A 13,375-nucleotide genomic window follows, 5' to 3' on the forward strand; every position below is an offset into this window, starting at 1 on the left:
ATGCCATTATCAATAAGAATTATCAGCTCTCCAGACGGTGAAAGTATTGCAGAATGGAATAAAGCATTTCCTGAAGAAGGCGGCGATATTGGCCGCGCTTACGGAGTAACAATGCAGCTCGGTGATGCAAGGCGTGAAGTATCAAGCAAACACGTAGTGATCAACAAAACACATCGTGGCTATCAGGTAGCAGACAACAGTACCAACGGCTTGTTTATCAATGGGTCAAGTAACGCGCTCGGCAAGGGTAACCAATCTGTGCTTAATGATGGTGATGTACTTGATGTTGGCCGTTACCGATTATTAGTGTCGTGCTTTATTCCCGATCAAGCCCGCGCCCAAGAGTTTAATGAGCTTTCTCTGGAGAATGGTGCCTTTGGTGATGACCCATTTAGTAGTGGTAATGATCTCGACATGGGTCAACGTTTCGAGCCTCATGCATCCCAAGCGACTGCATATATTTCGACAACACGCGAAAAGCCAGTTGAAGTAGAAATGCGACATTCTGATGTGGTTGAAGATGACCCGTTTCAAGTTGCTACTACACATAAAAAAATACAACGAAATGATTTTAATATGAACTTTAGTGCGTTGGATGATGATCCATTAGCCGAGTCTGACTTTCAGTCGACTTTTCTCGTCAGTTCAAAAAATGATATTTCACCGCCGATTTCATCTTCTTCGCAAGATCGTTCTGTGACTCAATTCCGTTCGAGTGAAGATCGAATGCAGCAACAGATGGATAAAGCATTAGAGATGGCTCTTAATCGTCTGTTGACTGATATTTCACCACAAGGGCTTGAGTCTATGTTTGATGACTTAATGGCGCCGCGCTTTTGGCAAAGTAAACCTAAGTATTGGGATATGTATAAGCGCTATTTTAGTCGTCAGATGGACAATCGTGATTGGCAAATCAAGTTTCATGCGTACTTTCAAGATGCGATGCGCTTGCAAAGAAACCTGGAAGGAGAAAATCAATGAACCGACTGATTATTGTCGTGATGATTACATTGCTCTCAGGCTGTAGTTTTTGGGGACAAGAAGATACTACCCCTCAGCTGTTTTTGAAGATTAAAGCGGCATCCAATATCAACCCGAATGTTGAAGGTAAACCATCACCGATAGAAATTCGAGTCTATCAATTGAGTGACAGCCAAGCGTTTGAACAAGCTGAATTTATTCAATTATATAACGATGCGCAAGGCGTACTTAAAGCAGAAGTTCTGTTAACTCGTGAACTGGCAAGTCTTCTGCCTGGTGAAGAGCGAAATGAGGCTTTTCCCTTAGCTTCTGAGGCTAAATATATCGGCGTTATTGCTGGGTTTGCCGACTATCGTGAAGCAAAAAACAAAGCCATTTATCAACCCTTAGTATTGGGTTCATCAGCAATCAATATCGTGCTAGATGGCATCAACCTGTCTATATCGGGTGAAGAGGAATAATTATGGATAAGAACAAAGTGGTTTGGAGTGAAGGCATGTTTCTTTCACCACAGCATTTTCAGCAGCAAGAACGGTACATTGAGAACTTTACTCGTGAATATGCGGGTCAAATGACGGCGCAATGTTTTGGTCTTACTCTGTTAGAGCTAGATCGTTCAATATTGAATATTGGTAAAGTGTCTGTTCGTAAAGCGAAGGGTATTTTTCCTGATGGCACACCATTCGAAATTAAGCGTGGGCTGGTTTTAGATGTGCCGAAAAACACCGCTCATAAAAAAGTCTATCTGGCTCTTCCTCTTTCTATGCCTGGTGTTGTTGATGTTGGCGAAGGACAGCGTTTAAGAAACGCGCCACTTGAGCATCGCGTATTTGATAGCAGTCGAGAACATAGCGAACCGGTACAGCTAGAGTTAGCCGAACTTAATATTGAGCTCAAATTGGAAGGGCAAGAGCTGCAAGATTACACCCTGATTGCAGTCGCTGATATTAGTGAGCATAAGTCTGAAGGTGCGGTGATATTGAATCAAGCATTTGTGCCTCAGTGTTTGCATTTTGGGCAATCTAATTACTTAAAAGATTGCGTGGCGGATGTATTTTCACAGGTGCAATACCGCGCACGTACAATTTCAACAAGGTTACAAAAAGAACATAGCAGTAAAAGCTACCAAGCTCTAATGCGTGATTACCTATGGTTACAAGCATTGGGTGCTTGGATGCCTAAATTGCAGCAATGGAATGAAGATCCAACGTTGCTGACTAAGTATTTGTATTTGGAATGCACCTCAATGGCAGGGCAACTGCAAGGGCTTGAAGGTAAGATGCCAAAAACGTTTATGCCTTGGGATCAAAATGACCTGTATGGCGTATTTTCAGCGGTCTTTTCAGAGTTGTTCGTGCTGTTGCGTGAAGTTCAAATTGATAACGTAACTACCCTCAAATGGGACACTCAGCTATTTACGAGTCGTCGCCTGCTGCGCACGATTGTTCAAGATCGAAGCCTATACAACGAAGGTCGCTTTATTCTGGTGGCAACGTCAATTATTGGCGCTTCTCGTTTGAGTGAAGAGTTTCCTCAGGCTACGAAGCTTGCGGGCAATAGCGATATTGCAGGCTTGGTGCGTAATGCACTTTCTGGCGTCTCTTTACGTAATTTGCCTTACGCTCCAGCGGAACTGAAATCGAAGAACGATGCCGCCTATTTTGAGCTCGATACCAAGTCTGAACTTTGGCAATCGCTAGTGAAAAAAGATGAACCGATCGCCTTGCATATCGACGAAAGAATTGAAGATATTCAAGTCGAGTTTCATGTAATTAGGTAGGCATTCGATGACTGGATTATTTAACGAAGAACCAACGATAGTCGTGCAGCGTAAAGCGGCTGAAACTATCCGTAATACAAATGAACTTAGTACGCTGACGGCTGAACTATCCGGTACAGAGCGATTAATTGAGAACTTTGCCGTATACGAAAGCTCATTACTCAATGCTGCGACAGAGCTGTTAGGTATGTTGGTTACTTTGCCTCGTCAAACGAGCCCAAGAGATGTCGAACGCTTTAGGCAACGTGTGCTTGATGCCATTGTGGCTTTTCGTCAGCGTGGTCTTTATCTTGATTATCACCCGAGCATTATCGAGAAAAGCTGCTTTGTATTATGCGCAGCTTTTGATGAAGCCATTCTTTATACCTCTTGGGGTGAACAAGCGCGTTGGGAAAATCACTCTTTATTGAGTAAAGTTTTTTCGCAACGTAATGGTGGAGAAGCATTTTTTGTGTTGCTTGATAAAGCGAGCCAACAACCCGCCAAATTAGTGGATTTTCTTGAGCTGCAATATGTGCTTTTGATGCTTAATTTTAAAGGTCGTTATCGTCATGAAGATGAAAATCAACTGCACGAAATCAAGTCGAACGTGTATGGCATCATTCGTCATTACCGCGCTGAAAACACATTACTGATCCCTAAAACGCCAGAATTGGTTATTGGTAAACAGCCATGGCGAATGCTCAGTTTTGGCAAAATGATGGGTTTAGTTTTTCTTTTTTTTGGTATGAGTTATGGCGCATCAGAGTATTGGTATTCGAACCGAAGTCAGCCTATTTTGCATCAATTTAGCGCTATCGATATGTCTGGTGTCAGCCTGAAAAGTGAAAATAATGATCTCGTTTACATCAGTACCGATGCCGATATCGATCAAGTTGAACTGAATCCGATCAGTAATGAAACACCGAAACCAAAAGTGGCGGTTATCCAATGGGAAGTGGTCTTAGCCGTTTTCACTCGTTCATCCGATGCCGTGCGAATGTCGGCTGAATTGCAGCAAGCGGGTTATGAAGCGTTTACCCGCGAAACTGAGCACGGGATCGAGCTATTTTTACGCGCTGGTGACAACTTGACGGTGATCCGTAAATTGAAAAATGAGCTTAATGTTCGTTTTGGTTTGAACGCCATGATTAGAAGAGCGCAGAAGTAATATGATTAAGACATTCCTCACCACATTATTGGTGATTACCCTTTTAGCTGGGATCACATGTGTATGGCTGTTATTACCAACAGTACAGTGGTTGTGGCTACAGGTTAGCATCACTGTGGTTAGCGTGATTGTGTTGTCCGTTATAGCGGTATATCTGTATAAATGGAGACAAAAACAACGCGATAATCAAGATGTACATGAACAACATATTTTGCTTAAGCAAGATACTAAAGTTATTCAGCAGCTGTTTAAATTAGCGACAAAAAAAATCCGTGGTCATGGAACGAATAAGCTCGACAGCCTTTATAGCTTGCCTTGGTATATCGTTTTAGGTGGTGAAAAAGAAGCCAAAAGCGCGCTATTGCAACAAAACGGATTAGAACCTGTTCTAGATAAACACCTTCAAGATAGTGATAGTGAACAGTATTTAAAATTTTGGAGCAACGATCATGCGGTCGTTATCGAAATTGGTCATCGTATTTTTGATAGTGAAGGTGTTGATGAAACGTTGTGGAACATTGTCGCGCAGCAACTATTAAAATATCGCCCTAGACAAGGTTTGAATGGTATTGCCGCGGTGATCGGTTGTGATCGTTTATTACAAGGTGATCGTAAAGAGCGTCAAAAAATCAGTTCAAACTATCAAGAAGCGACGCTCTCTATGAGCGGTTTATTGGGCCTCACATTACCAGTGTATTGCCTGTTCTCTAAAGCCGATACCATCGCTGATTTTGTCGAATTTTTTGAAAGCTTTTCTGGGTGTGATGTTGAGAATCCATTCGGGGTGACATTCCCTTGCGATACATCAAAACGCTTCGATAAGTACAAATTTGAAGAACTACGCAAAGGGTTATTGAAATCTTTGGCGACTCAACAGTTCGAGCTTTTGAGAAATATAAGCAGTGAAAAGTCGGGTTCTGTTATTGCTTTACCATATCAGTTACGCATCTTTTTTGATCGTGTTGAAGAATTATTAACTGATATTGGTCGAGAAAACCGAGTGCGTGAAGCGGTATGGATCCGAGGCTCTTACTTACTCTCGTCTGGTCAAAAGGGAAATGAATTCGATTTATTGACTCAAACCGTTGCAGAACGTGCTGAGTTCAATTCCTTGCTAACTCGAGAGCAAACTCCAGGACGCCGCAGTTACTTTTCATCACGTTTATTTAGCCATGTCATTCTGCCTGAAAAGGGCATTGTAGGGGTGAATGAATGGCGTCATGCTGGCTATCTTGTAGCGCGCAGCGCCACACTGTTATTCGTGCTTTCTGCGGTTTCTATGGTCGGCTTAGTCCTGAAAGACAATTGGAATCAAGACGAGCAGTGGCGTGCGGATGCAATGACACAACTACGCTTGTATGTAAGTGATATTCAACGACTTGAAAGTAACTATTCTTGGTCGGATATGATTGCCATTCTTAATGAATTACGCGTAGTGGCTGATGCTGGGATCATGCCTAAAGCTTGGTACCAGCAAGTCAGCATTAAGCAAGGCGATACTGCCGATCGTATTTATACAACTTATCAAGAGCAGCTTAATCTTATCTTGTTACCAAAACTTGAAGAGCTAATTAGTAGTGAGCTATATGTCTACGTTAGCTTGGGTAACCCGAGTAAAATCTTTGAAATACTTCGTTATTACCAAATGCTTTTTGATAAGCAATATCTTGATGTGGATGAGATACAAACATATTTGCTCGATAATCTAAAAGATCAAGGTGACGTTTCATCAACTGACATCAATACACTATCAGTGCTTATTGAAGACTTATTTAATAGCAACTACAGCGGAAGTATTGCGCCTAACAAAGAGCTGATTGCGGTTGCGACGAATAATCTTGACGGCTTATCTCCTGAACGATTGATCTATGCGCGCATTAAAAGCCTGCCTGAATACCGTAAACAAGTGGATATTCGCCGACAGTTAGGTGAAAAATTTGACTCAATGTTTGAATTTTCTGATGGCTTTCATGGTTATTTAGTGCCAGAAATTTTCACAAAACAAGGTTATAGCCAAATTGATCTTACCGCCAAATCGGAATTACTTCGTAGACAACTGAGTGACTTTAAAGCGATTCAAGGCGATTCGTCAGGAACGTCAATTACCGAAATAACAGATTTAAGTAAACAGATACAAAGGCTGTATTTTTCTGATTATGTCTATCACTGGAAAGATCTCCTGAATAACATCCATATTAAGAAATTAGGCTCAAGTTCTGATTTCGCGTATGCATTAAAAAATGCGCGTGAGCCAGCAACCAGCCCTATTTTAGACGTACTTGGTGCCTTGGTTGTGAATACGACCTTGGCGGTAGAAGAGCAGCCCGATACTAAAGGTAATAAACGTATTGCTTCTCAGCTTGGCTTAAAGAAAGTCGCTAAAGGGCTGAAAAAGGCAGACAGAATCAACCGAGCGGTAGGTGACAAGTTACTAAGATTACAACCTTCATATGCCGTCAATGAAGCTTTTATCAACTACGCAAATTACGTTAATGGTACAGGAAAGAAAGGGGGTCCAATCCCTATTGATGCACTGATTAAAGAGTTTGATGCACTCAATCTTTATTTTGATAGTGCACTCAGTAGTTCAAATCCTGGAAAAGCTTTTCATGCTTATTCTCTTGCGCATGCAGAAGGAAGCCAAGACGCAATCGAATTGTTTAAACGTCAGGGAAGTCAATCTCCTAGCCAGGTAGCTAAGTGGACTAAAAGCATTGCAGAACAATCTTGGAAGCAGGTCGTTTCTGGGAGTATTGGCTACTTGAATAAGCAGTGGAATGAGCAAGTTTATCAATTTTACGCTGCGGCAGTTGAAGGACGTTTTCCGTTTTCAGTTCAAGGTCGAGGAGAAGTCGATCTCAATGATTTTGTGCAGTTCTTTAAACCTCAAGGTCGAATTGACCAGTATGTCGATACATTACTCAAACCTTTTGTGTATTGGGATAACGGAACTCTAAAGCTCAATGAAGTGGATGGGGTAACACTGCCAATTAGTGCAATAACAAGAAAGCAATTACGCCAGGCCCGCCAACTGCGTAAAACCTTTTTTGGCCCAACTGGTCAGGAGTTAGCACTTAAATTCGCCTTCCGCCCAAGCTCTATGAGTACTTCAGTAACGGCGTATCAAATTCGCGAGTCAGAAAGCGTATTTAGTTATCGCCATGGACCAAGAGTGTGGACTGAGCTTACTTGGCCTTCTACCGCGGTGGATGGATATCTAACAACCAATTTCTATCAAGGCGAGAACCGAGTAGCAACGCGATCTTATACTGGCCAATGGGCGCTTTTTAGAGCCTTATTTGATGGTAATTCGAGTAAAACTGCGACTCGCCTTGTACGTAAATGGAATTACAAGCTGAACGATAACAGCATCGTGATTGACTACACCTTACGTGACTCAGATGAAACATTGGATAAGTCTTTGTTTACTTCGTTTTCTTTACCTTCAAAACTGTAAAAGGTGAAAGGAATGGTGTCATCAACTAGCAAAAATGCGAGTACTCACTTTGTTGTTAATGAGTTGGTTAATTGGGATGAAGTTGGGAAATCTTATGCCATAGAAAAAGATTTTCAACGTGAGCACTCCGCTCTTATGGATTGTAAAGGTTCTTATATCCAGGAGTTAGTGCGTGTAGATAACGGTAACAAATATTTGTTTTGCAAATATTATAGAAATGCAATTCCTTTGAGTAAATTTGCAATAGAGCAAATCAGCCAATTTTTGGATGTGTTGCCTGCAATCATTAGAGCAATTGACCATTGCCATCGCAGAGGCTGGGTTCATGGTGATATAAAGCCATCAAACATTTTGTTTATACCTGAAACCGGCTCTATTCGACTAATTGATTTTGGTGCGAGCTTTCCTTTAGGAACAAATAGGCAAGGATTAGATTGCTGGCAGGTGTCAAAGGGGTATTCACCTGAAAATAAACTAAAAGGGTTAGGTGAAGTTACTGTTAGTGATGATTGGTACGCTTTATCAAAAATGATCGAGCAGACCATAAGTTTTATTTCGGACAAAAAAATACGGAGTCGAGCCATTTCCATTAAGTGCTCACTAACACATTGGTTCAATACAACATTAATTCAATAAGAAATAGTTGAATGAACCGAATACTACATAATGATAATAAATAGGAGGCACTATGCCTGTTTCGATTGCTGAAGTACTTAAACATACAGATATGGAAGGCTGGAAAGCTCAAGAAAAGCTAGCCTATGAAGGAAGAGTAACCATAATAAACTATTTATCAAGTTTAAAGGTTGAAAGAGCACCTACGGTTGGCTTAGACCTTATCGGGAACTTTGTGATGGACACGACAGCAGTTACTGATGCCTGTGGGACTGCAAAAAGGTTGATTAAGGAACAGGTTAGCGACATCTTGCAGAAATCTCAAGTATTGTTAAAAGTGACTAAAGTAGCGGAGAGCGTAAGCACTGCAATTCATCAAAGCAGACCTGTCAAATTTTTCAAATCAATTGGAACGTCAATTAAAGAAAAAGTAATATCGACCAAAGACAGTTTAATTGCGAAGCTCGAAAAGTTGATTCAACGCTTTTGTAGTAATATTCTAGATAAACTTAAAAAAGCTTATAAAGATATTAAATGGGTCACTAATTATTTGGTAGATATTTCGTTGTGGCTAGTCTCATCAATAGTGGGTGATTTGAGCTCCCTTATTCCAGGCTTAGGTTATGTGCAAAATGCCGCGGACATATATAAAGGAGCAAAGAAAGCGGTTACAGGGTTAACAAGTTATTTCTCGCTTAAACTATCAGGTCGTGGTGTACGATTGAATGATGGGTATCCAGATATAATTGCATATGACATCTCTTCTCACATGGCTTGTAAAGGGTTTCTTGGTATAAAAGATGTTGGTGTGAAAATTGGTCAGATCGCGGTACAAGCCGCTGGTGATGCCGTTGCAGCAGTCGGAAGTGTTGTTAATTATGTAATAAATGTACTGGGGCGAATTGCTACCGCTATTGATTATATAATTCAAAGAGTTAATTTATACCGCGTAAAGAAAAAAGCTAAAATTGAAAGAGATAAATTACTTCATTCCAATAGTTTAGCTCTTAACGCAGATTCATTTAATGAATGGTTTGCTGAATCTATGGCTTTGAGCCCTATTTTGACAGCTCTTTTGATGCATTCGAATACTATTGCTCATCCTATGGTGTTCTTGTCTCTCTTAGATCGGTATGGTCGCTTAAAAGGTTACTCTCAGTCAAACTTCGACAAAGGCACCGTTCATATTAATAATATCAAGAATCAAGCATTAGGTTACATTAAAGAGTATTCAGACCAATACTCTGTAAAATTTGAACCTGGTTTACAAATGCACAAGGACCTGCTGGATATGGCTATGTCACCTACGAAAATAATTCACAGTGTGTTGGAGAACCCATATAAGAAATGATAGAGAGTAAATATTTATCTCTATAGAAGCTATGTGAACCAGAAAACATAATTAGTGAAGGTCGCTTTGACTATATTTAGTCAGCGATCATAAAAGGCCAATTCTGTATTGATTGGCCTTAACTTTATGCAGGTACAAATATGAATCAAGAAAAGAAAGCAATGCTGGAAAAAGCGTTGTATTTGTACAAGATTGAATTTGTAAAGGCGGCAGAAAAAAGCCGAGCTGAAATCAACTACCTTGGCCAGCATTCACTCTTGTGGGGTACTATGGGGGCAAATGGGATTAGCCCTGCGTTTTGGTTTGGTGTGTGTGCAGGCTTGGCGATTGAGTGGACTAAGTATCGAGTAGTCGGAAATAGTTTCGTTAGCACGTTAGATAGTGCAAGGTCGGAAGCTTTCATCACTCCTGAAAAAGAGCGAAAGATTATCGCCAGTTTGAAAGCTGACATTGAACGCTCGCATCGCTTACAAGATCAACTTACTCTCGCGTTGAAAGGTACTTGCAAACCGACGGGAAAAGTCTACACCAGTGTTTACCCATTCAATAATGCGTATTCTTCTCTTAAAGAAGGCAATTATTATTACGTGTCGAGTGGCTCTCATGCGACAGCTATGTATGTGGGTAGGAAAGGAAAAATTGATTTTTATGATCCGAATATTGGTGAAGCGTTAGGTATGTCAAAGCCAGCATTGCAAGGCTATTCGAGAGCTGCAGCAGAGTCTTCATGCAAAGTCGAAGGTGTTGATTTTTCGAAACTTAAAACGAAAAAACTAACAATAACGGAATTTCAACCTATTTAGTCAGCCAAAATTTAGTGTGCGAGTATAAATACGTAACTAACGTAATATAAAAATTATAGCGTGAGAGAAGTGAATGAAAATTAGCCTAAACGTAGCAAAATTAAAATCAATCGTTGCAGGGGCTGCATCAGCCACTACTTTTGCAAAAATAGCCCAAGAATTGATTAGTTTAGCTGAGAGTCGAGATTTTAAAATCAGTTATTGCGAGGCTCCAAACCCGAATGCAATGCCGCTGTATGATGCTGTATCTAAAAAGTTAATCGGAGCGCATGTAACATATCGAAAAAATGATATGCCAAACTTCATTCACGAAATGACTCACGCGAGTGTATTGAAATCATATCAATGTGATTTGATTAATTACTATTGTGGTACAACAAATACGGTACCGTTGGAATACGGTTCAACGAAAATTGATGGTTCTTATGACAACACGGTTTCAGCGCTAGGAGTCAGCTTAATCAGCCGTCGAAAGGCTTGGTATCGAAGTGATTGCGAAAGAACATTACAAGGGAACTTGCAAGGTTTGATGAGAGTGGCGGAAAGCGGTAATTATGTTCAGTCGCCAGAACCTTATATGTCGGTAGATGAGAAAAAACGACTAAAAGAGCTCAAAGGAAATGGCGATATTCGATTGTTGGACTTTTTAGAAGATATGAACGAACGTGGTTTAGTCGTAAAGTCTAATAAGTTTTTAAAAGCATCAGAAATCAATAAAATACAAATAGAGATGGAATTAACAAGGCGAAAAAAGTGGATAAAAGATCGTATCAATTACGGTTTAAACGGGATGAGTGGCTTGGGCGATGTTCATTTTGAATACGATACTGTTGTGAACCAAATGCTGACTCAAATGCATTTGTGGGGTTATGATTCTCGCTATGAATTGTTCAGAGCAATAGACCAAGTGGCTTTAGAGGCTTATGAGCGTCGTGTAAGTGCTCTTGAAATCCAGAAGCTGGGAGGAATCACACGCCCAGTGATTGCTATACCTCGCAATATTACTTTTTAAGCACGGCTATAACGTAATGTATTAATTCGTTAGTTCTAAAAAAAGAGGCCCAAAGGCCTCCTGATATTTGATGAAAATTACATGTTCAAGCGTAATTAATGGAAGTAGTTCACCTGTTGTTTCAAGTCGCCCGACAAACCTTGCAATGTGGCTGCGCTGTTTGATGTTTTAGCGACAACATCACGACTCTGCTGATTAAGATTACTTATCTCCGTCGCGTTTGCTGCAATTTCTTGTGACACATGCGCTTGTTCTTCAGAGGTCGCAGCAATCACTTCTGATTGCGCCGCAATGGCCGTCACTTGCATTGTGATACTTTCTAGCGCTAATCCCGCTTGAGTGGCTTGCTCTGTCACTCGTTGACCTTTCGTTTGACTCTCTGACATCATGGTCACAGCACTGTTGGTACACAAACGTAACTGATCAATGATGGCAACAACCTCTTTCACAGATTCTTGCGTACGGTGCGCCAACGTACGCACTTCATCAGCAACCACCGCGAACCCACGTCCTTGCTCACCAGCACGCGCAGCTTCAATGGCTGCATTCAATGCCAACAAGTTCGTTTGTCCTGCTATCTCATCAATCATACGTGTCACGGCCTGAATGTTGTCACTTTCAAGGCTAACTTTATCGATCGCCTCTGCCGACTGACGTAACTGTTCATTGAGATTCGCAATTTCGACACTGACCTGCCCCACCAACTCAGAACCCGAGACACTATCTTCATTGGCTGATCGTACACTGGATGCTATTTCTTCTACTTGCTGCGCCACAGATTGCGCCGACGATGCCATTTCTTCGATGGCAGTGACCACTTGTTCCACTTGATCCTGTTGCTTTTCAGACTGCGATAAACAGGCACTGGCATCACTTGAAACGCTATCAGCTTGCGTTTGAACTGCATCACTGGTGGTGCGAATTTGACTAACAAGCTCATTAAGATTGTGTGCCATATGACGCACACCATAAGTTAGGCGCTCAATTTCATTGTGAGACTGCGCTTCTCCGCCCGACATAGACAGACTAACTTCGCCTTCCCCCAGACGATCCATATAACCAGAAAGCTCCGTCAGTGGGCGGGTCATTTTATTGAGTAAAATACTCAAACAAACAAATGTTACTGTGCCGACCACCACAGAAATCATGATGATCAAATTCAACAGATCTTGGCTAGCTTTGGTTACTTCACTGACAAATGTGCCACCCAGCAGCTTCCAGTTCCAGCCTGGTACTTCGGTGTACACCACATATTTTTCGCCAATCACACCTTGATATTCAAAGGGGTAAAATAACACCCCACTTGTCTGTTCAAAGATCTGACCAAACGGTTTATCACCATTGTAATCGCTAATAGCTATAATCGACTTATTACCCACTGGCTGAGTAGGGTGGTAAAGGTATACCCCAAGTCGGTTAGGATCATTATCTGTTACGAATGTATACCCAGTGTCACCCCAAGAGATATTGCCTAGATTTGCAAAAATAGCTTTCGTTGCGGCTTCAATCGGTAATCCAATGAAAGAGATACCTTGAACCTGACCATGAGTATCTTTGATCGGGGAATAATATGTTAAGTAAGCATGCCCAAACAGCGTAACTTTTGCGTAGTACGGTTTACCACTTCTCAAAGCGGCATAGCCAGGGTGGTTTTTCCCTAATAAAGTGCCTACCGCACGCTCTCCACTTTGAGTTTTTAGTGAGGTGGCTACTCGTAAGAAGTCACCTTGTGAGGCAAGGAATAAAGTTGCTACAGCACCGGTGTCTTGAGTGAAGCGATCAATCGTTGTTATGTTCCCCACCAAAGATTGACCATTGATAAAGGCATTAACGACCTGTTGGCCTTGATACTGGGTTAGCTCACCATTAAACGTAATTCCATGCAAATAACCATTACGAAAAGCACTTTCTAACTGCTTGGCATTGTCTAAATATATATCAAATTGACTCGCAATCGTGTCAGCCAGCGCATTAAGTTTTGATTGATGTTCTTCCATGGTTTCTTTCAACAACACATCAGAAGCGTTTTGATACACCATGGTTGCGATTGAAGAAAATGAAATAATCAAAAAGAGGCTAATCACCAACCGTAACTGGACGCTAATACTGCTATTTTTTATCTTTTTCCACATGTACATTCAGAGTAAGTCATAGTGACTTCTCCTCCACCGATAAATTTGAAAAAGAATGATGCATAGAATTTTTTGATGTGTAAATTACCAGACA

General features: G+C 41.2%; 10 protein-coding genes. 9 read left to right on the plus strand and 1 reads right to left on the minus strand.

Annotation, left to right across the window (positions count from 1 at the left end):
- From C9J12_RS10625 to C9J12_RS10665, 9 genes are all read left to right on the plus strand, one after another.
- Positions 1 to 981, plus strand: a complete 981-nt coding sequence (locus C9J12_RS10625) for a type VI secretion system-associated FHA domain protein (RefSeq protein ID WP_107242686.1) — start codon at positions 1 to 3, stop codon at positions 979 to 981.
- Positions 978 to 1,442 (plus strand): type VI secretion system lipoprotein TssJ, encoded by a 465-nt coding sequence (gene tssJ, locus C9J12_RS10630; RefSeq protein WP_107242687.1) that lies wholly within the window; start codon positions 978 to 980, stop codon positions 1,440 to 1,442. Before C9J12_RS10625 ends, tssJ begins: the two co-directional genes overlap by 4 nt.
- Positions 1,443 to 1,444: 2 nt before the next feature.
- Positions 1,445 to 2,761 (plus strand): type VI secretion system baseplate subunit TssK, encoded by a 1,317-nt coding sequence (gene tssK, locus C9J12_RS10635; RefSeq protein ID WP_107242688.1) that lies wholly within the window; start codon positions 1,445 to 1,447, stop codon positions 2,759 to 2,761.
- 7 nt (positions 2,762 to 2,768) lie between these two features.
- Entirely contained in the window at positions 2,769 to 3,911 is a 1,143-nt protein-coding gene (gene icmH, locus C9J12_RS10640) for a type IVB secretion system protein IcmH/DotU (protein WP_107242689.1), read from the plus strand.
- Position 3,912: 1 nt separating this feature from the next.
- Positions 3,913 to 7,368, plus strand: a complete 3,456-nt coding sequence (gene tssM / locus C9J12_RS10645; RefSeq protein WP_107242690.1) for a type VI secretion system membrane subunit TssM — start codon at positions 3,913 to 3,915, stop codon at positions 7,366 to 7,368.
- A gap of 12 nt (positions 7,369 to 7,380) precedes the next feature.
- The gene (locus C9J12_RS10650; protein WP_107242691.1) at positions 7,381 to 8,004 is read left to right on the plus strand and encodes a protein kinase domain-containing protein; all 624 of its coding nucleotides are present in this window, start codon (positions 7,381 to 7,383) and stop codon (positions 8,002 to 8,004) included.
- Between the two features lie 52 nt (positions 8,005 to 8,056).
- The gene (locus C9J12_RS10655) at positions 8,057 to 9,334 is read left to right on the plus strand and encodes a hypothetical protein (protein WP_107242692.1); all 1,278 of its coding nucleotides are present in this window, start codon (positions 8,057 to 8,059) and stop codon (positions 9,332 to 9,334) included.
- Positions 9,335 to 9,474: 140 nt separating this feature from the next.
- Complete coding sequence (locus tag C9J12_RS10660; protein ID WP_107242693.1) at positions 9,475 to 10,137, plus strand: hypothetical protein; 663 nt, start codon at positions 9,475 to 9,477, stop codon at positions 10,135 to 10,137.
- A gap of 73 nt (positions 10,138 to 10,210) precedes the next feature.
- Entirely contained in the window at positions 10,211 to 11,149 is a 939-nt protein-coding gene (locus tag C9J12_RS10665) for a hypothetical protein (protein WP_107242694.1), read from the plus strand.
- A gap of 95 nt (positions 11,150 to 11,244) precedes the next feature.
- Here the strand turns inward: C9J12_RS10665 and C9J12_RS10670 are convergent, their stop codons facing one another.
- Entirely contained in the window at positions 11,245 to 13,281 is a 2,037-nt protein-coding gene (locus C9J12_RS10670) for a methyl-accepting chemotaxis protein (RefSeq protein ID WP_107242695.1), read from the minus strand.
- Positions 13,282 to 13,375: the final 94 nt, after the last annotated feature.

The sequence above is a fragment of the Photobacterium frigidiphilum genome (assembly GCF_003025615.1).
Taxonomy (GTDB): Bacteria; Pseudomonadota; Gammaproteobacteria; order Enterobacterales; family Vibrionaceae; genus Photobacterium; species Photobacterium frigidiphilum.